General features: G+C 28.1%; 17 protein-coding genes and 1 other annotated feature. Of the genes, 13 read left to right on the plus strand and 4 right to left on the minus strand.

Annotated elements, in window-relative coordinates:
• Positions 1 to 157 precede the first annotated feature (157 nt).
• Positions 158 to 316, plus strand: a complete 159-nt coding sequence (locus UDIV_RS04810) for a DUF6088 family protein (protein ID WP_465242660.1) — start codon at positions 158 to 160, stop codon at positions 314 to 316.
• Between the two features lie 137 nt (positions 317 to 453).
• On the opposite strand, the gene rpmA is transcribed toward UDIV_RS04810, so the two are convergent.
• From rpmA to rplU, 3 genes are read right to left on the minus strand one after another with little or no spacing between them, the layout of a single operon-like run.
• Complete coding sequence (gene rpmA / locus UDIV_RS02305) at positions 454 to 753, minus strand: 50S ribosomal protein L27 (RefSeq protein ID WP_038102798.1); 300 nt, start codon at positions 751 to 753, stop codon at positions 454 to 456.
• A 5-nt stretch (positions 754 to 758) separates the two neighbouring features.
• The gene (locus UDIV_RS02310; protein ID WP_038102799.1) at positions 759 to 1,067 is read right to left on the minus strand and encodes a ribosomal-processing cysteine protease Prp; all 309 of its coding nucleotides are present in this window, start codon (positions 1,065 to 1,067) and stop codon (positions 759 to 761) included.
• 10 nt (positions 1,068 to 1,077) lie between these two features.
• Positions 1,078 to 1,380: a 50S ribosomal protein L21 gene (rplU, locus tag UDIV_RS02315; RefSeq protein ID WP_038102801.1), complete on the minus strand. Its 303-nt coding sequence runs from the start codon at positions 1,378 to 1,380 to the stop codon at positions 1,078 to 1,080.
• Between the two features lie 21 nt (positions 1,381 to 1,401).
• Positions 1,402 to 1,476 (minus strand) — a sequence feature (ribosomal protein L21 leader region).
• A 247-nt stretch (positions 1,477 to 1,723) separates the two neighbouring features.
• Between rplU and gmk the strand changes: the two genes are divergently transcribed.
• The 12 genes from gmk (at position 1,724) to UDIV_RS02375 (ending at position 20,331) form a co-directional block, all read left to right on the plus strand.
• Entirely contained in the window at positions 1,724 to 2,296 is a 573-nt protein-coding gene (gene gmk / locus UDIV_RS02320) for a guanylate kinase (RefSeq protein ID WP_038102804.1), read from the plus strand.
• The gene (rlmN, locus tag UDIV_RS02325; RefSeq protein ID WP_038102807.1) at positions 2,280 to 3,332 is read left to right on the plus strand and encodes a dual-specificity RNA methyltransferase RlmN; all 1,053 of its coding nucleotides are present in this window, start codon (positions 2,280 to 2,282) and stop codon (positions 3,330 to 3,332) included. The genes gmk and rlmN overlap by 17 nt, the downstream gene beginning before the upstream one ends.
• Positions 3,332 to 4,081 (plus strand): PP2C family protein-serine/threonine phosphatase, encoded by a 750-nt coding sequence (locus UDIV_RS02330; protein WP_038102811.1) that lies wholly within the window; start codon positions 3,332 to 3,334, stop codon positions 4,079 to 4,081. Before rlmN ends, UDIV_RS02330 begins: the two co-directional genes overlap by 1 nt.
• 10 nt (positions 4,082 to 4,091) lie before the next feature.
• Positions 4,092 to 5,276: a serine/threonine-protein kinase gene (locus UDIV_RS02335; RefSeq protein WP_038102813.1), complete on the plus strand. Its 1,185-nt coding sequence runs from the start codon at positions 4,092 to 4,094 to the stop codon at positions 5,274 to 5,276.
• Positions 5,277 to 5,280: 4 nt separating this feature from the next.
• Complete coding sequence (rsgA, locus tag UDIV_RS02340; RefSeq protein ID WP_081847816.1) at positions 5,281 to 6,192, plus strand: ribosome small subunit-dependent GTPase A; 912 nt, start codon at positions 5,281 to 5,283, stop codon at positions 6,190 to 6,192.
• Positions 6,193 to 6,447: 255 nt separating this feature from the next.
• Entirely contained in the window at positions 6,448 to 8,010 is a 1,563-nt protein-coding gene (locus UDIV_RS02345; protein WP_038102816.1) for an ammonium transporter, read from the plus strand.
• A 20-nt stretch (positions 8,011 to 8,030) separates the two neighbouring features.
• Positions 8,031 to 9,599, plus strand: a complete 1,569-nt coding sequence (locus UDIV_RS02350; RefSeq protein ID WP_081847817.1) for an ammonium transporter — start codon at positions 8,031 to 8,033, stop codon at positions 9,597 to 9,599.
• Positions 9,600 to 9,726: 127 nt separating this feature from the next.
• Complete coding sequence (locus tag UDIV_RS02355; RefSeq protein WP_051749459.1) at positions 9,727 to 11,175, plus strand: MSC_0882 family membrane protein; 1,449 nt, start codon at positions 9,727 to 9,729, stop codon at positions 11,173 to 11,175.
• Between the two features lie 11 nt (positions 11,176 to 11,186).
• Entirely contained in the window at positions 11,187 to 12,749 is a 1,563-nt protein-coding gene (locus UDIV_RS02360; protein WP_038102818.1) for a formate--tetrahydrofolate ligase, read from the plus strand.
• 79 nt (positions 12,750 to 12,828) lie between these two features.
• Positions 12,829 to 13,476, plus strand: coding sequence for a hypothetical protein (locus UDIV_RS02365; RefSeq protein WP_038102820.1), 648 nt, complete (start codon positions 12,829 to 12,831; stop codon positions 13,474 to 13,476).
• A gap of 22 nt (positions 13,477 to 13,498) precedes the next feature.
• A complete protein-coding gene (locus tag UDIV_RS02370; RefSeq protein ID WP_038102822.1) occupies positions 13,499 to 13,738 on the plus strand; it encodes a 4Fe-4S dicluster-binding protein in 240 nt (79 codons plus the stop codon).
• 737 nt (positions 13,739 to 14,475) lie between these two features.
• Positions 14,476 to 20,331: a GA module-containing protein gene (locus tag UDIV_RS02375; RefSeq protein ID WP_038102825.1), complete on the plus strand. Its 5,856-nt coding sequence runs from the start codon at positions 14,476 to 14,478 to the stop codon at positions 20,329 to 20,331.
• Positions 20,332 to 20,657: 326 nt separating this feature from the next.
• On the opposite strand, the gene UDIV_RS02380 is transcribed toward UDIV_RS02375, so the two are convergent.
• Positions 20,658 to 26,303: a GA module-containing protein gene (locus UDIV_RS02380; protein ID WP_038102828.1), complete on the minus strand. Its 5,646-nt coding sequence runs from the start codon at positions 26,301 to 26,303 to the stop codon at positions 20,658 to 20,660.
• Positions 26,304 to 26,631: the final 328 nt, after the last annotated feature.

Below are 26,631 nucleotides of genomic sequence, written 5' to 3' on the forward strand. Positions count from 1 at the left end.
AAAAANAAAAAAAAGGACTTTCTAGGTAAATGTTCCGGTTAAAGGTGTTTTATAGTGGGGCTATTAATGTTGCTTTTTGTGCTTAATTGTTTGTGCTATAGTTCTTTAAAAACAAAATAAATTAACCATATATAAAGTACATATGTTTAAATAAAAAATCACATTTAAACATACAACTAATACAAACATAACGTCTTATTCAAAAGAATTATCTATTCTAATACAAGTAATAAAAGTTATTGGTAAGAATAAAATAAGAGGGTTTGATATTAATAAACTAGCTAATTTACTAAAAATATCAAAGCAAACCTTATAAAAGACCCTTAAAATTACGATTTTAAATTCAACAAATCTCATAAAAAATCCAAAAACTAAACTATGAATAAATTATTAACAGAATAAAAAAACACCTAGGAAACTAATCCTAAGTGTTCTGCTTTTGTATTAAGAAAATTAAATTTCTTCTTTTGGTAACACACTAACTTTAGTTTTGTTACCCATGAACTTAGTGTATTTTACAACACCTTCAGTTAATGCGAATAATGTGTGGTCTTTTCCTTGACCTACATTATGACCTGGGTAAATCTTGTTACCTCTTTGACGATAAATAATTTGTCCAGCTTTAGTTGGTTGTCCGTCTCCTAATTTAGCACCTAAGTATTTAGGATTTGAGTCACGACCGTTTTTAGATGATCCTACCCCTTTTTTAGAAGCAAAGATCTGTAAATCAGTTAATCATAAAAGTTTGTTCATATCTTTTAATGCTCTTTTCTATAAAATTCATTAATAGTTTCTAAATCCAAATATGAACCATAATTAGCTACCATTGCTAATAGCTGAATTCTTATTTGTTCAATATAAGCTTGTTGTTTTAAATCAGTTTCTAAAACAGATATAAAGCAATTACCATCTTTAATTTGGATTTTAGTAGTTGTTCGATCAAATCAATTTAAAGCACCAATTACAATAGCACTTACTCCAGCACAAACAATGTCTGTCCCATAAGCACTAAAATTAGCATGCCCATTTAGTATTAAAGCGTTTTTATAAGCTTTGATTTTGATCATAAGAAACTAACTATTTAACGTTAATAGCATCGATAACTAACTGTGTGTAAGGCTGTCTGTGACCTTGACGTTTCATGTGGTGTTTTTTAGATTTGAATTTAATGATGTGAATTTTACGTTGTTTACCATTTTTAACAACAGAAGCTTCAATAGATGCCCCTTTAACAAAAGGAGTTCCAATTTTACCTTCTACCATAATCACTTCATCAAATTTAATTTTTGCACCAACTTCTAAATCTAGTTTTTCAACGTAGATTTTTTCACCTTGCTGAACTTTATATTGCTTTCCGCCAGTTTGGAAAATCGCAAACATATAATGTTCTCCTTAGTTTATTTATCAACTTAGACTCACCAATAAGGTATGCAAATTGCATTTTAAAAAACCTGTTTTGAGTGGTTGAAGCTGCATACTAGGTCTTATTTAATACACAGCTTTAATATTTTAACATATTCAACCCTGTTTTTAAGCATTAAAAATTAATTAACTTTTTAGCTTTATTTATACTTCAATCTTAAGGATTAAATAATAACACTAACAAATAATTAAGTACATTTAATAATATTAATAATAATTAAAAATTTTAAATTGATTATAATATAAAGATATTAAGCAAAATGCTTGAATTTACGCAATATCAATAGTATATAAGGGAATTATGAAAAAAGGAAAATTAATTGTTTTTAGTGGTCCAAGTGGTGTTGGTAAACACACCATCCTATCACAAGTTATTAACAATCAAGAATTAAATCTAGCTTATAGTGTTTCAATGACTACAAGAAAAATGCGTTCTAATGAAGAAAACGGAGTTCATTATTTCTTTGTTAGTGAAGATGAATTTCAAAAAGCAATTGAAAACAATGAACTAATCGAATGAGCTGAATTTGTTAATAATAAGTATGGAACACCAAGAGCTTATGTTGAACAGTTAAGAAACCAAGGTAAAAATGTTATTTTAGAAATTGAGGTTGTTGGTGCTTTACAAGTAATTCAATCTTATAAAGATGATGGGTTAGTTTCAATTTTCTTATTACCACCAAGTTTAGATGAACTTAAAAACCGATTAGTTAACCGAAACACTGAATCAGAAAGCATCATCCAAGAACGATTAGCTAAAGCAAGTAATGAAATAGATGTTAAAGACCATTACCAATACCAAATCATTAATGATGATCCAAAACAAGCTGCAAACGAATTAATTGAGGTAATTAAGCATGCTATCAGCCAATAAACCACTTCTATTTTATGATTATACATTAGAACAACTTGAAGCAATTGTAATTGAAAACAATCTAAAACCTTATTTAGCTAAACAGATCTATGAATGGATCTACAAACACCGTACTTTAGACTTTGATAAGATGTCAAATCTATCTAAACAAAACAAAGAATGATTACAAACTAACTTTAGTTTTGATTTACATAAAACTGTTATTAAACAAGTTAGTGAAGATGGAACAATTAAATTCTTGTTTGAATTAGCTGATGGTAATAAAATAGAAACCGTTTTAATGAAATTTGAATATGGTTATTCTGTTTGTGTAACAACCCAAGTTGGTTGTAATATGGGATGTAGCTTCTGTGCTTCAGGAATTTTAAAAAAGAAACGAAATCTAAGTTCAGGAGAAATTGTTCTTCAGGTCTATCAAGCTCAAAAGTATTTAGATGAGTATAGTTTAGGACGAGTTGGTAATATTGTTGTAATGGGAATTGGTGAACCCTTTGATAACATCCCTAATGTTTCTAACTTCATTAATATTGTTAACAATCCCTTTGGTTTAGAAATTGGGAAAAGAAAAATTACTGTTTCAACTTGTGGACTTGTTCACAAGTTTGCTGAATGAACTCAACTCCAACCCCAAGTTGGTTTAGCAATTAGTTTACATGCTCCAAACGATCAAATAAGAAGCTCTATTATGCCAATTAATAAAGCTTTTAATATTGAAAAATTATTAGCTGCAGCTAAAGAATATACTAAAATTACTAATAATAAGATTACATTTGAATACATTATGATTGATGGAATTAATGATCAAGATGAACATGCTTATGAATTAGTTAACTTATTAAAAGGGATGTTATGCTATGTTAATTTAATTCCTTATAATCCAGTAAGTGAAAATGGTTATAAAAGAAGTAAAAATGTAGATCGGTTCTTTAATATTTTGATCCAAAACAACATTCGTGCAACAACTAGACAAGAAAAAGGGTCTGACATTGATGCTGCTTGTGGTCAACTACGAGCAAAAGAACAGGGAGTACTTTAATGCAATTAGGTTTTATTACAGACATTGGAAACACAAGGAAACATAATGATGATTGCTCTAATGCAATCATTAATGAATATTCACAACACTTATTAATTGTTTGTGATGGACTTGGTGGTTATCAAGGAGGAGCTGCTGCTTCTCATATTGTTATGAACTGTATAACAAATGCATTTTTAACAACTGACTTTTCTGAATTTGATTTAAATCAAATCAGAAAATGATTCATTTTAAATATCCGTAATGCTCAGAAGCAAATTGATAATGTTGTTTTAATTCAAAAAGATTCTTATAATATGGGAACAACGATTGTAGCTAGTATTATTGTTAACAATCATGCTTTTATTTTAAACATTGGTGATTCAAGAGCTTATCTTTTAGATCATTCTAATGTTAAACAACTAACAGTTGACAATAACTTATTAGAAACTCTAAGAGCAAGAAAAGCAAGTGCAGAGGTTTATGATAAATATCAAAAACACCTTTATTCATTAACTCAATTTGTTGGAAGAACAAGTAACATCTCACTAAGTTATGATCTTTATGAACTAGAATTATTACCTAATCAAATCCTGTTCTTATCTTCAGATGGTTTTCATTTTCACTATAACTTAGAATTATTATATGATCAACTAATTAAAGTAAATGCATCTGTTGATCAAAATACTTTTTTAAACACCATTATTAAAGAAGCGATTAATAATGGTAGTAATGATAACTTATCATTTGCTTTTTTAATTAATAACTAGGGTTTAGTTTATGGATGTTTTTGCTATTAATGAATTTATACAAAATAACAAATTCCAAATTCTAGCTAAAATTGGTCAGGGTGGGTATTCAGTTGTTTATAAAGCTAACCAATATAACCCTGATAATAATGAATTTATCAGAGTCGTTGCAATTAAAGTCATTTTTGTTAAAAACCAAAAAGAAGCTGATTTAGTATATGATGAGCTTCGTATTTCTAATCTAATTAAAAATGCTGATCCAAGTTCTAAAAAGCACATTGTGGATTATTATGAATACTTTGAACTCGGTTCTTTTGAAACCAATGATAAAGCCATTTGTATGGTCATTGAATACTTAAATGGTATTACTTTAAGAGACTTCTTAAATCAAAACAAAAGTATTAGTTATATTAAAGCAATTGAATTCATTAAACAAATTGCTCATGGGATTATGCTTTTTCACGAAAGTGAACCTAGTGTTATTCACCGTGATCTTAAACCAGAAAACTGTATGATTGATTTACAAACAGAGACCATTAAAATCTTTGATTATGGCATCTCTAGTGTTTATTATGATCAAATGAAAATAACAACCATTGATCATGATATTAAATGTACAGTTCCATATGCCCCTCCTACTATTCTTAATCTTTATAAAGAGCTTACTAAAAGAAAGAAAAACAACTCTAGTTTCACATATAAAGATCAATTGTTTAAGGATGTTTATAATAAGCATTATGATTTACACTCACTTGGAGTAATGTTATATGAACTAATCACTAACCAATATCCATTCTTTAAGTTTGTTGATGAGAAAAGTAGTGATGAAGCTAAGATGAGAGCTTGATATAACTATGACTATAAACCATTAAGTTTATCAAACCCTACGATCCCAATTGGAATCGATAACATATTAATTCGTTGCTTTGCTTGAAAAAATGATGATCGATGCTTACAATATGTTAATGTTAAACAATTTTTAGCTGATCTAGAACTAGTTAAAGCAAATGATCTGATCATTAATCAAGAATTAATTAAACCATTTAATAAGATGGTGTTTGAAAGTGCTGATGAAATTAAATTACATTCAATTAAAAATGAACACTATCCTTGGTATTTAAAAAAATGAGTTGTTTTATTAACTGTCATTAGTTTAAGTGCTTTAGCTTTAATTTTATTAATTGTGATCATACTAAAAGCAGTAGGAAGGATATAAAGTAATGAAAGCTAAAATAGTTAGTAATATAGCTAATCAGTTCTCTGCTTATATTTATGATCTAAACCAAGAACTAAAAGTAGTTCCAAAAGGTATCTTTTTACATGATAGTCACATCTTAAAACCAATGGTTGGAGATGATGTAATCATAGAGCAAATTGATGATCAATATGTAATAGTAGAATTAGAAGAACGATATAATCAACTAGTTCGTCCTAAAGTTGCTAATGTTGATATTATGCTAGTTGTAGTATCAATTGTTGAACCTAGTTTAAACACACTAGCTTTAAATAAATACTTAGCTTTTTATGAAGCTAGAAATATTAAAAATGTATATATTGCTTTTAGTAAGTATGATCTAGTAGAAGATAAAACTTGAATCAATAACATTATTAATGATTATCGAAAAGATAATTACACTGTCTTTAATTTAAGTGATCAAAATGATTTTAATCAACTTAAAAGCTTAATTAAAGATCATACTGTCTGCTTAGCTGGGAACAGTGGGGTTGGTAAAACAACTTTGATTAATCGCTTAGATCCAAGTCTAGATCGTAAAACCCAACAAATCTCTAAGTTTTTAAACCGGGGAAAACATACAACAACATCAACTAAATTGATTAGGTTTGCTGATGGGTTTTTAGTTGATACACCAGGGTTTGGTAGTTTAGAAGTCAACTTATCATTACAACAAATGGCAACCGCTTATAATGATTTTGCTAATGTTGCTAAAAATTGTAAATTCTCAAACTGTTTACATATTAACGAACCAGCTTGTGCTATTAAAAAAGCGGTTGCTAAAAACTTAATTAGTTATTGAAGATATCATGACTATTTAAAGATCCAAAACCAAAACACTAAAGAACAAAATCTTAAAGATCAAATTGCTCACTTATTATCATTCCATAAACAATAATTAATAAGCTCTTATTAGTTTATAACTAAAAAGGGATTATTTTTTTATTATCTCCGCTTTTAGTTTAAAAGTTATTAGTTGTTTAAATATTAAAATTAAAGATTAAATCTTTTTGGATTTTGGTAGTTTTTTTATTTGTTTTAACCTTTTTATTGTATTTAGTTATATAATTTTTTTATACTTATGCAATCGTGCTTATTTTTTCGTGTTGTGTGAATATAAAAAAATAACTATTTTAATGAGGTGAAATTTGCTATGGGAATTTCAAATTGGGGAGTAGATAAAGATATCTACTTCAGCCAACATACCCTTACATGAGTTAGTGCAAATGCAACTGCAACTGAACTAAGTAGTGTTGGGTATAATCCAACAAGCACATTACTTGTTTCATTAGCAATTGCCTTTGTCCTTTTAATGACACCAGGTTTAGCCTTATTCTACGGGGGATTAGTCCGTCGAAAATCAACACTTACAATTATTAACCAATGTGTTGTTTCTTTAGCGGTTACTACAATGATTTGAATCTTTGGTGGATTCTCACTTGCGTTTGGTCCTTCTGTTGGTAAGGGTATTATTGGTGATATTTCTACTTACTTTGCATTCAGAAACCTTTTATTTAATGGTGCTGATGGATCAGGAGTAGCAGGATGATCAGGTCCTGTGGGCATTGTCTTTGCTAACTTTACAAATGGGGTTCCATTAATTTTATTCTTCGCTTATCAATTAGCGTTTGCAATTATTACTCCACCATTAATGGTTGGGGCATTTGCAGATAGAATGAAATTCAAAAACTACATTGTCTTCCTTGTGTTATGACAATACTTAATTTACATTCCGTTTGCACACTGAATTTGAGGTCAAGGATTCCTTGCAGCTATTGGGGTTATTGACTTTGCGGGTGGTATTGTAATCCACACAACTGCAGGATTTGGAGCTTTAGCTGCTTCATTTGTGCTAGGAAAACGTGTTCTTCTTAAAAATGATAAGAGCCGTCCAAACAACATTCCAATGACTATTTTAGGAGCAACTCTTCTATTCTTTGGATGATTTGGATTTAATGTGGGTGGATCAGGATTTGCAGGTAATGATGCTGCAGTTTGAACTATAGCCACATCTTCATGAGTAAGTACAATTATTGCACTTGCAATTGGTATGGTTGGTTGAGCGATTTGTGAAACAATCTTCAACAAAAACCACAAACCAACATCTGTTGGACTTGTAACTGGAGCAATTGCTGGATTAGCAACAATTACACCAGCTGCAGGATATGTACCAATCTGAGCATCAGTTCCAATTGGTATTATGGCTGTTATTGTATGTTTCACATGTGCTAAATTAATGCACCACTTCCATTTCGATGATACGCTTGAAGTTTGAGCAGTTCACGGTATGGGCGGGGTAACTGGTTCTATTTTAATTGGTGCATTCGCATCATTTGATGTAAACCCTGGTATCCAATTAGGTGCATTATCAATTAATCCAGACCCTGTTGCTTCAGGAATATATCTCCAAGGTGAAGAAGCAATCGGTACACTATTTGGATTACAAGTAGGAGCAACTGCTTTAGCTGCTGCTTATGCGTTTGCATTCACTTGTTTAATTGTGTTCATCACAAAACCACGTTTAAGTGCAACACAACAATTAGGTCACGTTGATGAATTATTACACGGTGAAGAAGCATATGGTCTTGAAATTGCATTACCTTCTTGTGCACAAGCAGAAGAATGTGAAGCAGCTGATAAATCATGACACCAAGCTACAGGTACTAAAGCTAAAAAAGCAGTAAATGTACAACAAGAAAATAATCACGAACATTAAACTAAAGAGGGGTGATAACAGTGTCAACTTGAGGTGTTAATCAAGATATTTACTTTTCAACACATGAATTATCGTTTGTTGATCTAAAAGCCACAGGAACAACTCTAGAAGCTGTTGGATTTAATCCAACGAACACACTGTTAGCAGCACTTGCCATTGCATTTGTTTTATTAATGACTCCAGGGCTTGCCTTATTTTATGGAGGGTTAGTAAGACGAAAATCAACACTTACAATTATTAACCAATGTGTTATTTCTTTAGGAGTAACAACTTTAATTTGAATTTTTGGTGGATTCTCACTTGCGTTTGGTCCATCAGTTGGAAAAGGTATAATTGGTGACATTTCTACTTACTTTGCATTTAGAAACTTATTATTCGATGGATCAGTTGCTGATGCAAACGGAGTTCATGGATGAGCTGGAAATGTTGGGCTAGTGTTCTCTAACTTTAGTGGGGGCGTGCCTTTAATTCTATTCTTTGCATACCAATTAGCGTTTGCAATTATTACACCACCTTTAATGGTTGGAGCATTCGCTGATCGTATGAAATTTAGAAACTATATTGTCTACCTTGTATTATGACAATACTTTATTTACATTCCATTCGCACACTGAATTTGAGGTCAAGGATTCCTTGCAGCTGCTGGGGTTTTAGATTTCGCTGGTGGGATTGTAATTCATACAACAGCAGGATTTGGAGCTTTAGCAACTTCATTCGTGCTTGGTAAACGTGTGATTTTAAAGAGCGATAAAAACCGTTCAAACAACATTCCAATGGTTGTTGTTGGAGCAACATTACTATTCTTTGGTTGATTTGGATTCAATGTTGGTGGTTCAGCATTTACTTCAAATGAAATCGAAACCTTACCTGGTGTAAAAGAAAAAGTATCTTACTTCTTATCTGTTGCACCAACATCATGAATTAATACAATTATTGCTTTAGCAATCGGTATGGTTGGTTGAGCAATTTGTGAAACAATCTTTAACAAAAACCACAAACCAACATCAGTTGGACTTGTAACTGGAGCAATTGCTGGATTAGCAACAATTACACCAGCTGCAGGATATATTCCAATTTGAGCATCTGTTCCTGTTGGTGTAGCTGCGGTTCTAGTTTGCTTCTCATGTGCTAAATTAATGCACCACTTCCACTTTGATGACTCACTTGAAGTGTGAGCAGTTCACGGTATGGGTGGGGTAACTGGTTCAATCTTAATTGGTGCGTTCGCATCTGTTAATGTTCTACCATCTATTACATATGCTGCTAGTGGATACTTATTCGGAATCCAAGTCGGTGCAACTGCACTTGCAGCAGCTTATGCGTTTGTACTAACAATAATTATTGTCTTTATTACAAGACCACGATTAAGTGCAACTGAACAATTATCACACATTGATATCATTAACCATAATGAAGATGCATATGGTTTAGCTAATGTTTATCCTTGTGAATGTGAAGCAATTGCTGCAGAAGCTAAAGATTATAAATCATGACACCGTCACGCAGGAACTACTAAAGTTAAATTAGATAAGAATGCATGCACTCTTTCATCTAATCAAGTAGTTAGTGAAGATAGTAATAAAGCTTAAAAAAGATAAGCATAAATAACAAAATAAAGAGTTTTAAAGTGAGGAATTAAATTCCTTGCTTTTTTTATTATTTTGTAAGTTATTAAATTTTTATATAATTATTAAATAATAAGATAGGGGTGGTTTGATGTCACGTGATAGAGATTGAAACAATCAAAACAATAACCAAACCAATAATACAACTAATAATAATCAATCTAAATTCAACCGTAGAGTTTTAAATACTGAAGAATTTATTGCTGATTTTAATGATGTAGATAATCAAACAGCTTTTGTAATAAGAAATGATAATCAATTAGTTCAACAACAAAATCCTAATCCAGTAGTTAATCAAACTAACCAACAACTAGGTTCATTTAACAACCAACAAGCAATAGTTAATCAAAATTATGCTTTAAATCAAAATGAACCAGTTTTAATGGCTCAAAATCAATTAAATCAGATGCAAGTGCAAGCTCAAATGCAAGTGCAAAACCAAAACCAACCCCAACCTTATATTCAACAACCACCAATTGTTCAACAACAACAACAACAACAACAACAACAAATATACCAACAACCTAACAATCAAAACCCTTATTATCAACAACCTATATATGTTCAACAACCATATATGCAGCCAATAGTCCAACCCGTATACCAACAACCAGTTTTTGCAGCAAATTATGGATTAGCTGATTACCAAAGTTATCAACATGGTGTTCAAACAAGAAGTTTTATTCCACGAAATCTTAACGATTTTATTTATCAACCATTAGATGAACAAGAAAAGATTGAAATCGATTCTTCATCTCAAATCCAAACCGTTTATCAAACTTTAGATAAAACTAAAATGCCAGATTTCTATAAAAAAGAAATTGGTTCAATGCGTAATAAAGTTTTATTTTGAACCTTATTACTTTTAGTAGCTGTTGCTTTAATTTCTTGATTAGCTTATGAAGTAGTTGTAAATAGTTTAAGTGCTTGAATCTTTTTACCAACACTAGTTTATACTGTTGTTATTATTTTCTTTTTAGCAATTGCTTCTAGCAACTTAATCAACTTTAAAAAAGAGTATGAATACCAGAACAATAAATTTGATCGAAGTAAAGCAACCAACTTTATTGTTAATATCTATCGAAAATTAATTGTTGCTCACATTAACATTAACTGAGTAGCAGCATATGTTTATTTAACATCTGCTTTCTGTATAGCTGGAGTTTTTGTTGTTGCTTATTTTATGAATCTATATTTAAATGCAGCAGAGAACTCACACTTTGGTAGTTTAGTAGTTTTAAATATTAAAGATCCTAATTATATGAATAAAAATCCAATGTATGCTGTTATTGGATTAGGAACAATTATAGCTACAACATTTTTAATTCATTTATGAGTTATTTTCCAAGCACACAACCGATTAAATCGGATTCATAGTTTTTATCAAAATGAAATCATTTCAGGAGATGAAATCATTGCTTTAAAGAAACAAGCAAATCGAAGGGGTTTTGTAATCTTTTTAGTACTATCAATTATTCTTGGATTAATCTTTTATTTGATGTATCTTATTTTAAAAAGAAAAGTAAATATCAAGAAGTAAAGTAGGTAAATATGAAAATTATTGAACAAGTCATTAAACAACATAATTTATCAATAGATGAATATGATTTATATGGAAGTGAAATTGCTAAAATCAAAAAAGCAAAAGCTTATAATCCAAATACTAAATTAATCGTAATAACAGCTATGAACCCAACTCCCGCTGGTGAGGGAAAAACAACAACTAGTATTGGTTTAGTTGATGCACTAAATAAGTATGGACTTAAAACAGTTGGTGCATTACGTGAACCTTCACTTGGTCCAGTCTTTGGAATGAAAGGAACAGGTTCAGGGGGCGGATTATCTTATTTACAACCATTTGATAAGATCAACCTCCACTTTAGTGGGGATTTGCATGCTATTGCTTGTGCTAATAACTTAATTATTGCTGTTATTGAAAATGAAATTTATTTCAATTCAAAACTAAATATCAACCCAGAAAAAATTTTTATTAAACGTTGTTTAGATATTAATGATCGATGCTTAAGAGAAATTAACTATCAAATTAAAAACCATCAAATCAAAACTGGTTTTAATATTACAGCAGCTTCAGATTTAATGGCTTTGTTCTGTTTATGTAATGATCATAATGATTTTAAAAACCGAATTGCTAAAATGATTGTTGCTTTAGATTATGATAATAATCCAATTACTATTGAACAATTAGAAATTACTGATGCAATCATGACTATTTTAGATGATGCACTATATCCTAATTTAGTAAGAACTAAAGAAGATAATCCAGTACTTGTTCATGGTGGACCTTTTGCTAATATTGCACATGGGTGTAATAGTGTTATAGCTACTAAAACAGCAATGGGATTAGCTGATTGTGTAGTAACTGAATGTGGATTTGGATCTGATTTAGGATTAGAAAAGTTTATGAACATTAAAGCAGCTTCATTTGATTTAGAAGTTGATTTAATAGGAATTGTAATCAGTTTAAGATCAATCAAATACCATGCTAATGCAGATAATCCAAATGAAGCTGATCAAATTAAATTAGGATTCTCTAATTCACTTAGACACTTTGAACACTTAAAACAATACCAAATTCCTTTTATTGCTTATATTAATGTTCATTCACAAGATAGTGAAGAAGAATTAGTTTATTTAGAATCATTACTAGATCAATATCAAATCAATCATGCTCGTAGTTATGCTTACTCTTATGGAAGTTCAAAAAGTGAAGAAATAGCTACTAAAACAAAACAATTATTAACTAATAATAAATTTAAGTTTAAACCAATCTATGATTTAGAAAATGATATCTTAACAAAAATAAACAAAGTAGTTAAAAAAGTTTATTTAGCTGATTCATATGAATTATCAGCTTTAGCTAAAGAACAGTTAGCTAATTTAAAAACAGATCAAATGTATTTATGTATGGCTAAAACACCATATTCTTTATCTGCAGATCCTAACTTATTAAATGCTCCAGTTAACTTTACAATCAAAATCGAAAGCTTTGAAGTTAATTATGCTGCTAATATGATAATAGCAATTACAACAACTATTTATCGAATCCCTGGTTTAAACAAAGTTCCTGCTGCTAAGAATTTTGTTATGAAATAAACTATTTAGATATTAATTTTAAATACTTTAAATAAAATAGCTTTAATCTATCTAATTAATTATTAAAAAGGAACTAATAATGAAACTAAAACATAAATGATTAATTGCAATAGGTTCTATTGGTTTTATATCTATTATTGGTTTTAGTACATTAGCTAGTTGTAGTATTAATACTAATCGAATAAGTCTAATCAACAAAACCAACTTCAGTCAAGCTAGTTTAGCTTATGAGCTTGTTGATTGACATCAAGATTTTAATGTTGCTTTTAATAATTTAATAGTAGAGAATAAATCTACATATTCTTCTTTTAGTAAACAAAAAGGATCTAATGTAATTAATAATCAATGAGCTGCTAAAAATGTTTCATTAATTACTAATGAATCTGATTTTAATAGGTTCTTTAATATTAAAAATAATAAATATGCTTTAGATTTAAAGAATAAATTAAGTAATATTGATTTCAATAGCCAATCATTATTAATTATTAAAAATATATCAACTATCTTTTCTAAAGCAGTATTATATGATTTATCAGGTTATTTTATTAATGATTTTTCAATCATTAATAACCAAATACAATTAAATCTAAGAGAATATTATAAAAACAAATACTTTGGAACTAAAACAAATCAAATAGTACAAAGGTCTTATTATTTAGTAGTTAATAAGAATCTAATTAATAAGGATATATTAAACCAACAAATAGTTTATAAGATCATTAAATAATATTAATTTAAGGAGAATAGTTATGGGTTCAACTAAAACAATTGCAATTGTTAATCGAGACATCTGTATTGGTTGTCAATCATGTGAAGCAGTTTGTCCAGTTGATGCAATTCATGTTGATGCAGATAATAAAGCATGAGCTGATGAAAAGTGCATCTCTTGTGGAGCTTGTTGTTTAGTTTGCCCTGTTGCTTGTATTGAAATTGGTTCAATGGAAGAGTGGTACGAAAACAAAAAGAAGTTCTTTGATGAGAAGAATTAATATTAGGTTTATCAAACAAAAAAGGAGTTGGCTTTAATACCAGCTCCTTTTTGATATATAAATTAATTTAATAGTTATTAAAGTAAACAAATTATTGTCTTTTTAACTTCATAAAGTATTTTAACTTTAGGACAAAACTATAAACATTATATGTTTAAGCATAGCTTAAATACTAAATTGAAAGTTGTAAAATAACAAAATTTGGAACATCTTTTATATTCAACTTTTTTTTTTTTTTAGAAGAGCTTGTTTTTTAAACTTTTATAATTCAAATGGAGGAAGATGTATAAACAAAATTGATTATATCAATGCTACTGATTGGATCATATTAAATACATCAAATAAAAATATCATTAATTACTAGTAATTACTAACTAATTCTTTTAAAAATAAGCCTATTAATTTATATAATCCCAAACCTTAAATTACAAATAACAAAGTGAACAATTTGTTGTTCTTTTTTAAGCGAACAAATAAACTATACAATAGCTAAGAATGGCAGTTTCTAGCATTTGTTTATGTTTATATGTGATAGGTCGGGATTAAATATTTTAGAAAATCAAGCTAGTTGAAATATAAAATAATAAAAGTGAATTAATTTTATTTAAATGTTCCATTATTATAATAAATTGCTTAATTTATAAAAGATTTGTTAAATGAGTAACTATTAGTAAATCAACATTATTGTTTTAGTGTACATCACAACACTAAAACTTAATTAGATATGAGGTTATATCATGAAGAAATTTCCTACAAGCAAAATACTTAAGGGAACATTAATTGTAGCTGCATTAAATGTTGTAATCCTACCTGCTGTTTTAGTTTCACCATCAATTACATTAAGTGCTTTTGAAATCGAACAAATCCTTTTAGCTTTAAATAATGAGAATAATAAAGTAGTTTCTCATATTAACAAACTTCAAAGTAATAAGGATTCTGTTGATACTTTAGAAAGTAGTATTTTACAAACAGCTAATATCGCTGATCAAGCTAATCAAGTTTTATTAAAATATAACAGAGAAGATATTAAAAGCCATCTTAAGATAAAAGCAGTAAGAGATCAGTTAGAAAGCAACATCAACGAACTTAAAACTAAGAATGAAGCATTTAAACCAATTCTAGAACAAAACAAACTATTCTTAAATACAGTTGTTCAGAATGCACAATTAACTGTTAAAAAAGCAGAAGATAAAGCTAAGAAAACATTAAGTATTGACTTACCTGGTCTTAATGAAGCTAAACTAGAATTAGAAAATGCACTTAAAGAAGTTGATAAAGCAAAAGAATTAGCTAAGAGTTCAAAAGAACATACAGACAAACTTGTTGTTCTTGCTAAAAGGGTTCAAAAAGCAACTGAGAAAGTTAACAATCTTATTGTTGAACTAAACATCATTTCTCAAGACAATGATAAATTAAATATTAAATATCAACAAGAGCTTGATCGGCTTATTAATTTACTAACTTCAAAAATTGATGAATCTAAAAACAACGACCTTGATTTAGTACAAATTAACAACCTAGTAGAACAACTAAAAGAAGCGAATACTCAAGCTAATAGAGCAAATGAAATTATTAGTCAAGATTCAAAATCTAACCAACAAACAAAAGCTAAAAAAGATCAATTAGCTGATTTAGTTAAAACATCAGAACAAACAATCATTGCACTAAATTCAAAAGCACAACAAATTAAAAAAGACATTGATGATCAACTAGACAATTTATCTAAAACAATTAATACAGCAACAAGTAACATTGAAACAGCTAATAACTTAGGTGCAGTAAGTGTTGAATTTTCTAATGCACAAAACAGAATCTCTTCTGATATTAAAGCCCTAAAAGAAAAAATCCAAAAAGTTAAATATGATCAAGTATTAAAAACAGCTAATGATTTAGAAACAAAAGATCAACAAAACTTAGCTAATGCACTAACAAAAGCTAAATCTTTAGTTTCTAATTATCTTAAAGAAGCTGATCAATTGACTAATGAACAAAGAAGTAGTTTTGAAAGTGAAATCAACCAAGCTACTACAGCTGAACAATTAGAAAACATCGAAAAAGCAATTGAGCTAACTAATTTAAAAGAAAAAACTAAGAAAGAGATTAACAAATTAGAGTTAATTTCACAACAGCAAAAAGATCAACTAAATCAATCAGTTGATCAACAACAAAATGATCAAGGTATTGAACAAATTCTTGATTCAGTTAATGAACTAAATAAACAAAAAGAAAGTGTTAAAGAACCAATTAACCAATTAAACAACGCTTCTGAGCAATTAGTTAAAAAGTATAATGATCAACTTGTAGAAGCTGATAGTTCTGAAAAAGTTCAAAAACTATTAGCTGATCTAAAAGATTTAGATACTTATAAAGTAGAAAAGAAAAACGAAATTGATGGTTTAAATTCATTATCTGAAACTGATAAACAAAACTTATACGAAGAACTAAAATCTGCTGAAACTAAAGAAGCTGTTGATAATGTAGTTCAAAAAGCTAAGAATTTAGATCAAAGTAAAAAGGATGGTCTAAGTACTCTAGCATCATTATCAGATTTAAGTGAAGATGATCAAAAACGATTTAGATCATTAATAAATAAATCTACAACTAGTGAAGAAGCAAATAAAGCTTTAGAAAATGCCAAAGCACTTAATGAAGCTAAAAAATCAGCTAAAGCAAGTTTAGAAGCTTTAACTAACTTATCAACTCAACACAAAGAAGAATTAAAACAAAACATTATTAATTCAGTATCAATTGAAGCAGTAAGCAAAATTAAAGAAGAAGCTATTAAACTTGAAAACGAAAAGAAATCTCTAATTGAAGAAGTTAATAAATTAGAGCATTTTGAACCTACTCAAAAAGAACAATTTGTAAAACAAATCAAGGATAAGAAAAATATTCAAGAAGCAAATGAATTAACTTCAACCCTAAAAGAAGTTGAACAATCTAAAAAAGAAGTTAAATTATTAATTAATGATTCAAACAGCAAGGTATCAGGACAAGACAAGCAATCTCTCAACGAGGAATTAACAAAAGCAACTACTAAAGAAGAAGTTGCTAAAGTTAAAGAAAAACTAGAATTAGCTAAGAAAAAACTTGATGCAGTCCAAGCTATTAATGATTTAACAGATGCTAATCAAGATAAGAAAAACGAATTTATTAAACAAATTGAACAAGCTGAAGATAGTGATGAAGTCGAATCTATTCTTGCAACAGCGAGAAATGATTTTGTTAGTGCTTCTAAATTCAAAGCAAAATCTGAAATCCATAAACTTAACTACCTTAGTCAAAAAGAACAAGATGAATTCATTAAAACATTAGATGATTTAACTCTTGAAAACAAACAAAGTTTTGATGATAAGCTAAGAGAACTTACTGAAAAGAATAAAGAAAAAGAAGATTTATATAAGAGTCTCGAATCTAAAAAAGATTTATTCTCACCAGCTTTACAGCAAAAGATTAAAGAACAACTAATTAATGAAGATCAAAAAGATAAGTATACTTTATTAGCTAATAAATATGATGCTCTAGCGAAAACTAAAGAACAAATTAAACAAAAAATTGAAGGCTTAGAATCTACAGGTGATAAGAATAAACAAGACTTAATTGCTAAGCTTACTGAAAAAGAAGACGAGCCATCTGCAAAAGCACTAGAAACAGAAGCTGTTGAGCTAGATAATCTCAAGAAAGAATTAATGTCTTCTGTTGACACATTAAAGAACATTGAAGATAATGAAAGACAATCTATAAAAACTCAAATAAAAGATGCACCAACAAAAGATCAAGCACAAAAATTACACGATAATCTAAAACTTAAATCACAAAAAGAACAAGCTAAAAATGATGTCGCTGGTTTAAGTGATATTGACAGTAAAAAAGAAAATTATAAAAATCAAATTGATTTAGCAGAAAATGATGAAGAAATACAGAGAATTCTAAATAGAGCTAAAAATGAAAGTCAGCTAAATAAAGCTAAATCAAATGCTAAAACACAAATTGAAAAATTAACTTTAATTTCACCTGAACATAAACAAAGACTATTAAATGAAATTGCTTCAAAAAACGATTCTAATGAAGTAAATAAAACATTAACTTTAGCTAATGAGTTAGAAGAGTTCAAAAAAGAAAATTCATTTCAAAAACTTAACCTAACTGAAATTGCAAAAGAACAAAATGCTAATACTAAATATAATGAACTACTTCTAAACAAAACTACTAAATCAGAAGTTCAAAATTTAGCAAATGAATACAAATCTAGAGAGAGTGAAATTGTTAAAGCAAATCAAGCTATTGATAAATTAACAAATATGTCACAAACTGTTAGAACTGCTCTTAAAGAAAAAGTTAAATCTGCACAAAAAGATCAAATTAATAACTTTGTTAATGAAGCAAAGCAACTTGATGCTCAAAATGCGAAAAATATTACTGATTTAAATAAATTACAACTTTTAAACCAACAATATAGAACAAATAAAACTGATGAAATCAAAAACCAAACTACAATCGCTACATCAAACAGTATATTAAAAGAAGCACAAGAACTAAATAAAACTAAACAAGCAGCTAAAAATGAAATAGATTCTAATAATTTATTAAGTACTAAACAACAAAGTGATTTAAATAATAGATTATTAGAAGCAAATGGAAATACAGCTATTAATGCTATTAAACAAGAAAATAATAAAATTAAAGCATACAAACAACAAGCTAGTACTAAAGTAAATAACAACAAAGATTATTTAACAAGATCTGAAATTGATAATGTTACTGGTGCAATTAAAAATGCAAATGATGAGAATGAAACAAATAGAAAAGCCGAAGAATCTAAGACATTAAACGATGCTAAGAAAAAGTATGCACAACAAATAAATGGATTAGATTTATTAACTTCTCAAACAAAATCAGAAGCTGTTTCATATATTAAGACTAATAATGGTCAAGATCCAGCTAAACAAAAATATGATCAACTCAAACAAAAGAATGATTCAAAAAATAGCCACTTGCAATTAATTAAATCAACTAGTGAGATAACCGCTGCTGGTAAAAGAAGTTTAGAACAAGAATTGAGAAGTAGTGATAATGATCAGGTTATCAATAATATCCCACAAAAAGTAAATTCTTGAAAAGAAGAATCATTAAAAAATTCAAAAATAACAACCGCATCAAAAACTTCATTAACAAAAATGAAGGAATTGGCTACAAATAATACTCAAATGAGACAAGATTTAGAAAATCTACAAAATCTTATTAAATCAAATACTAAACAAGACAGCCACTCTTTAGAAAATTTAAAAACAAAGAATCAAAATCTAAACAACCAAATTAATTCTCATATTACTAAGTTTAATAAAAATGCAAACAGTTTGATTGATGAAGCTAAAACTAAAGCAGAAAAACCTGATAATTTAGAAAGCAAAGAAGAATTAACCAAGATTAAAGAAAAATTAGAAGCTGATATCTCAAAATATAATGAAATCAAACAATCAATTAGTGAAGCATTTGGTCGTGAGATTGATAAGAACGGTTATGATAATGCAATTGCTAAATATGAGCAAACAAAATCATGAATTGAACAAAAAATAGAATTAGCTACTAAATATTCTAATTTAAAACGCAATGTACAAGGTAGCTCACTAAGTCAAAAAGATAAAGAAAAATATGAAAACAACATTAAAAACAATGTTAAAAATAAAGATCTTGGAACTAGTGATTTCAGTGCTTTAGAAACAAAAATAAACGAAGCAATTAAAAATAGAGAAGATATAGTAAACAAATATACTCTTGCAAAAAATGAATTAAAAAAATATGTTGATAAGCTTTCTGATACTAGTGCAATTACTAAATATACACAACTAAATTCTTCTCATCAATCAATATCTCAAAATTACAATGTATTATTAGAACGAGTTAGTGATAAATTTAATTCAGATATGGGTGATGATGAAATTAAAAATCTAACTCATGAGTTGACTGAATATTATGAAACTCTTAGCTATTATGATGTTGTTTTCCAATCAGTTAAAAACTATATATCAACACGTAGCAGTAATGATGAAACAACAGATAAAGGTTGAACGAAATATTACACTTTAATGAAACCTGTTATAGATAGATTGGCAACTAAGGGTTCAACTAAAAACTTAGAATTCATAGTAGGTCAAAAAGCTCTTTTAGCTAATGCTGAAGATGAAGTAAAGAAAGAAATATTCAAATTTGAAGTGCTACGTCTTATAGGTAGTGGAAAATGAAGTAAGGGTGGTAATTCTGGAACTATTGCTTTTGCATATTTTGATAAAGATTCTAAGAAACCAGTTCTTAATAAAGAACATTACAGCTCAAAATTTCCAAACTTTAGAGTTGAATTTTTAACTAGTGGAATTGAAGAGGATTGAACTAGAAGCCGTTATTCTTGAACCGGAAGAGTCAAATTCCATAGCGGAGATAATAATGACATTGTTTTATCTTTAAAGGATGAACACAAATTCCTTGCAATACCAGTTAAAACAAGATATGATCAAAAAACTGATAAAAAAACAGCACACAGCACTAACCCTGATAGGGGAAGATGATTTAACGAGAATGACTTTGGAAATAATTAGATATTCTTAATGGAATATTTTTCTAGATCTTAAGACAATAAATTACACAACTATTATTAGTTGTGTTTTTTTATAGTATTAATACTTTCGTGATGTAATCAATAAAACTTATCAAACAGTTTGTTGTTTTACTAGCCTTTTAATTAAATATATAAAAATATAAATTCCATTTTGCAATACAACATAAAATAACTATATTTTAGATATCAAAAAACCGTCTAAACTAAAGTATAATCCTTCTAGTTTAAAACGGTTTTTAAGTTATATTTCTTGATTATTTTTATTATTTTTTTTGGGCTGAATAAGCTTTTAATTATAAAGATAAATTATTTAACTTTTTGACCTTTAAATTCAGTTAAAACTAAATCCTCTTCAGTAAATCAATTCTTTTTATCATTATCAACTTTATATGCTCAAGGATCAAGTCTTCTATCATATTTTGTTGATGATGGCATTTTATTAATTACAAATCAAGTGTGTTGTTTATATCTCTTACTTTGAAGTCGATATACCATCTTATCATCGTCTGAACTGTGGAAATAAATTTCGTGAGTTCATATATCATGTCCACCATTATAACCATTTGTTACATCTCTAATATTGAAGTTAATATGCATATTTGGGTATGTAGTTTCATATCCTTTGTTTTCAACAAATTTTATTTGAGCTTTGCTTTTTGCAGAAGGATTTTCAACATATGCATTTGAGATAGTGAAATTAACATGTGAGTTATAGCTAACTTGTCCTGGTTGTGATCATCTACCATTACCAATGAATTCTACAATTTGCTTTTTGAATACTAACTTTTTAACATCATCAAAAGCAGAATTTAATGTAGTTTCCATAGTTTGTTTATAGTAACCATAATCCTTGATACCATCTTTTGATAATTCTAATCTAACATTTTGTGTTGATTTTTCATATTGGTCTCAAGCATCTGTTTGAATTTGTTCTGTTCCAGAGTGTTTAATAATATAATTCTTTACTTCTGTGAACTTTGTTGCATAAATTTCTAAACCATCATTTAATTTAGTTACTTCACTTGTCAATTGTGGTAGTGTACTTTCGTTGACACTATCATCGTATCTACTTTTTATTGTAGTCATTATATTGTTGTATTTTTGAACTATTGACTGGTGTGATGCATTAATTTGTCTATTCTTACTAATAGCATCAATATCTTTTAAAACATCCATTGTTTTATTAAGATCAAATTCTGCATCTGCAAAAGCGTCGAGTAAACGTTTTTGTTCATTTATTGCATTATTGATATCATTTTGAACACCATCTAATTCAGACATTTGGACATCAGGGTTTCTTGCTACTTTAAGTAATCTACTTTCTAATCATTCTTTTTCTCTTTCAGCTAATTTGCTTGATAAAAGTGTTTTATTTATTGTTTCATATTTATCTACTAGTTGAATTTTTTGGTTTAGTTTCGCTAAAACTTGAGTTGATTTAGCAATTACATTATCGTAACCATTTTGATCAAAACTTTGATCAAAATTACTACTAATAGATTGTTTTATAGATTTATACTTCTCAATATCAGCTTCCAACTTGTTTTTAGTGTTGGTTAATTCATCTTTATTAATTGTATTTAATGGTTTTGAAGCGTTTGTATTAGTATTATCTACTTTAGTACTCATACTTTGATTGAATTTAATAATACGTTCTCTTAATCCATCCTTAAGAGCTTTATTTTTAACTTTTAAAGCATCAAGCGTGTCTTCTTCATTTTTAGTATTTTGTGAAATAAAATTATTTAATGATTGTAAACTTTGTGATGAATTTGCTTGATTACTTGCAGCAAGTTCTTGTATCTTAGCTTTTGAGCTATTAAGTGATGATGTTATATCACTATTTATTTTAGCTTCATTTCTTCACATCACAACATCTTCTAAGATTCTATTAAGCTCATGATCTTGATCAGTTGCTCTTAATTGTGAATCTAGAATTTCTCTACCTTTTCTAGTAATTTCACTTGTTGTTGTAATTAAAGTTAGACGCTCTTTCTTTATATCTTCTTTTTCTTTAAGCTTGTCATATTTTTCTTTATAAGAGCTTTGGTTGTCATTGTTTTTTAAACCAGATATTGCGTCTGTTTTTGTTTTTTGTGTTAATAAACTAAACTGATTTATTTTATCTGCATATTCTTTTTTAGAATTATTAAAATCAACAGCTTCTTTCAATTTAGCATTTGAAGCTTGCGTTGTAGCTTGATTTTTAATTTCTTTAGCTTTGTTAGTTTTATAAGTATCGTTTAGATATTGTAGACCGTTTAAAGTAGTGATATTTCTATAGTTGTTTGTATCAAGTGTTTTTGCTTCATTGATAATATCATTGATTTTATTAGTTTGAGCTTCTCTAATTTTAGTCTTGAAGCTGTTTTTAACTTCTGTAGATAAATTATTATGTTGATCTATCTTTTGATTAGCCTTAACAATTTCGTTTTCTTTAGCTTTGTAATCATTAACTAATCTAGTTACAGCTACCTTAGTGTCTGCATTTAATAATTCTTGTTCATATTTTGCTTTTTCATTAGTATTTTTAGATAAATTTGTTAATTTTAATTTATCAAATGAATTTTGAGCTTTTAATTCACTTAATTGTTTTGCTCAGTTAAGTGTTTCATTAACTTTATCAACAGTTTCTCTAGAATCGATTTCATTCTTTAATCTTTGTTTGTGTTCATTTGAAATTAAATTTAAATTTTGAATTTGATTCTTAGCAGTTTCTTTTTCTTTGTTTAAATTACTTCGATTCTTAGCTCTGTTTACAATTGCTGATATTTCGCTTTCATTTGAAGCTGATTCGATTTCATTTAAATATCCTTGCTTTCTATTATTGATATTGTTTAAAGAATTTACTTGATTTTTAGCATCAGCTTTTTGAGATTTAAGTTTTAAATCATCATGTAATTTTTGAGCCTGATCTTTAGTAATCGCTTCTTTAATTCGATCTTTAGTAGTTGTTTTTTCAGATTGATCAATATTTTGTAATTGTTGAACAGAATCAGTTAAATTCTTCTTGAAAGTATTTAATTGGTTTGCTTCTGTTTCTATTGCTCTAGAAGTAGAAGCATTCTCTTGGTTGATTAACTTTTTAGTAAGACTTTCTTTATCTTTAGCCCCTAGTCATTCTAATGAGTTGATTTTTTGTTTAATCTGTTCTTTAGTGCTTGCTAGTTCAGTATATTGTTGTGCTAATGCATCATATTTAGTCTTCTCATCTTCGTTTACTAATTGCTGTTTAATCTTTTGTTGTAATGTTGGTGAGAATAATTCTTTTTTAGATTCAAGACCTTTGTGTAAGTTTTCCTTCTCCTTGTTTTTATTAGTTAACTCTTTAACTTTATTTTCATAAGTATCTTTATTTTGAACGTTTAGATTATCTAACGATTTAATAAACTGATCTTTTTCTTTTTTACTAATGAATTCTAATTTATTAACTTCTGATCTTGCTTTTGCTTTAGCAACAGCGACAACATCATCTCTAGCTGTTGCAAGAATTAAATCAACTTGATCGCCATCCTGTGCATCTTTAATTTGTTGAATAAATTGTTGTTTTTTAGCTTCATCAATATTAGAAACAGCATTAATCTTATCAATAGCATCAATCTTCTTCTTAGCCAATTCTAGTTTTTCTTTAACTTTAGCTACTTCTTCTTTAGTAGTTGCTTTTGTTAATTCTGTTTTAAGAGCTTGTTTGTCTTTATCTTCTACTCTGTTATTAGGTTCGTCGATTAATTGTTTTAGTTCTTCTTTAGATCGGTCTATTTCTTTTAGAGTATTAACAAGTTCTTTTAATTCATTTAGATCTTTACTATTTTTGATTTGTTCTTTGAATTTATTTTTTTGTTCTGACTCAAAATCATTTAACTTATTAACATTATCAATTAATAATTTCTTCTCATTGTTTAGCTTAGTAGTTTCTTCTTTAATTCTATTAACAGCTTCAAGAGATACTGAACCAGCAACATTTTGTTTTAATTCTTCTTTGTGTTCATCAGATAAATTATCTAGTGTAGTTAAGTTTTCTTTAGTTGCTTTCTTAGCTTCATTAAGTGATTTAGCATCTTCTAATGTTTTATTTGTATCTTCATTAGTAGTTGCTTTATTTATTGATGATTTGAATCTATTCTTATCTTCTTCACTTAAATCATTTAATGAACTAAGTGAATTTAAAGCATTCTTTTTACTTTCATTTAAACTCTTAGCTTTTTGAACTATACTATCAACAGCTTCTTTAGTCTCAGCTGATTTAAGTTCATTATATAAACTCTCTTTATCTGCTTCAGATAATGAATCTAAGGTTTCAATTTCATCCTTTTTAGTTTGTTTATATGAATCTAATTCTTTGATATCTGCTAATAGCTTTTGGACTTTTTTATTTGTGTTTGCTTCTACAAGTTCATCATTATACTTTTTAACTAATTGATCAGAAGCATTGTTTAATTGGTTAATTGCTTCTTTAACACTTTCTTTTTGTTTATTTAATTCATTAACTGATTCAAGAATTTGTTCAATTCCTTGATCATTTTGTTGTTGATCAACTGATTGATTTAGTTGATCTTTTTGCTGTTGTGAAATTAACTCTAATTTGTTAATCTCTTTCTTAGTTTTTTCTTTTAAATTAGTTAGCTCAATTGCTTTTTGGATGTTTTCTAATTGTTCAGCTGTAGTAGCTTGGTTGATTTCACTTTCAAAACTACTTCTTTGTTCATTAGTCAATTGATCAGCTTCTTTTAGATAGTTAGAAACTAAAGATTTAGCTTTTGTTAGTGCATTAGCTAAGTTTTGTTGATCTTTTGTTTCTAGATCATTAGCTGTTTTTAATACTTCATCATATTTAACTTTTTGGATTTTTTCTTTTAGGGCTTTAATATCAGAAGAGATTCTGTTTTGTGCATTAGAAAATTCAATACTTACTGCACCTAAGTTATTAGCTGCTTGAATGTTGTTTGTTGCTGTATTAATTGTTTTAGATAAGTTATCTAGTTGATCATCAATGTCTTTTTTGATTTGTTGTGCTTTTGAGTTTAATGCAATGATTGTTTGTTCTGATGTTTTAACTAAATCAGCTAATTGATCTTTTTTAGCTTTTGTTTGTTGGTTAGATTTTGAATCTTGACTAATAATTTCATTTGCTCTATTAGCTTGCGTATTTGTTTCTTTTAGTTGTTCTACTAAGTTGTTAATTTGCACTAAATCAAGATCATTGTTTTTAGATTCATCAATTTTTAAAGTTAGTAAATTAATAAGCCGATCAAGCTCTTGTTGATATTTAATATTTAATTTATCATTGTCTTGAGAAATGATGTTTAGTTCAACAATAAGATTGTTAACTTTCTCAGTTGCTTTTTGAACCCTTTTAGCAAGAACAACAAGTTTATCTGTATGTTCTTTTGAACTCTTAGCTAATTCTTTTGCTTTATCAACTTCTTTAAGTGCATTTTCTAATTCTAGTTTAGCTTCATTAAGTCCTGGTAAGTCTATGCTTAATGTTTTCTTAGCTTTATCTTCGGCTTTTTTAACAGTTAATTGTGCATTCTGTACAACTGTGTTTAAGAACAGCTTGTTTTGTTCTAGAATTGGTTTAAATGCTTCGTTCTTAGTTTTAAGTTCGTTGATGTTGCTTTCTAATTGATCTCTTACTGCTTTGATTTTAAGATGGCTTTTAATATCTTCTCTGTTATATTTCAAAAGCACTTGATTAGCCTGATCAGTGATATTAGCTGTTTGTAAAATACTACTTTCTAAAGTATCAACAGAATCCTTGTTGCTTTCAAGTTTATTAATATGAGAAACTACTTTGTTATTCTCATTGTTTAAAGCTAAAAGGATTTGTTCAATTTCAAAAGCACTTAATGTAATTGATGGCGAAGCTAAAACAGCAGGTAAAATTACAACATTTAATGCAGCTACAATTAATGTTCCCTTAAGTATTTTGCTTGTAGGAAATTTCTTCATGATATAACCTCATATCTAATTAAGTTTTAGTGTTGTGATGTACACTAAAACAATAATGTTGATTTACTAATAGTTACTCATTTAAACTTCTTTTATAAATTAAGCAAATTGTAATAATAACGAACATTTAAATAAAATTAATTCACTTTTTTGATTTTATATTTTTAGTTGATTAATTTTCTATAATATTTAATCCACCTAATGAATATAAACACAAACAAAAGCTAAAAACTGCCATTCTTAGTTTCTGTCTTGTCTATATGTTCGCTTAAAAAAGAATAACAAATTGTTCACTTTGTTGCTCGATTGCAAGATCAACTGCAACATT

This window comes from Ureaplasma diversum NCTC 246 (genome assembly GCF_000731915.1).
In the GTDB taxonomy this organism is placed as follows: Bacteria; Bacillota_I; Bacilli_A; order Mycoplasmatales; family Mycoplasmoidaceae; genus Ureaplasma; species Ureaplasma diversum.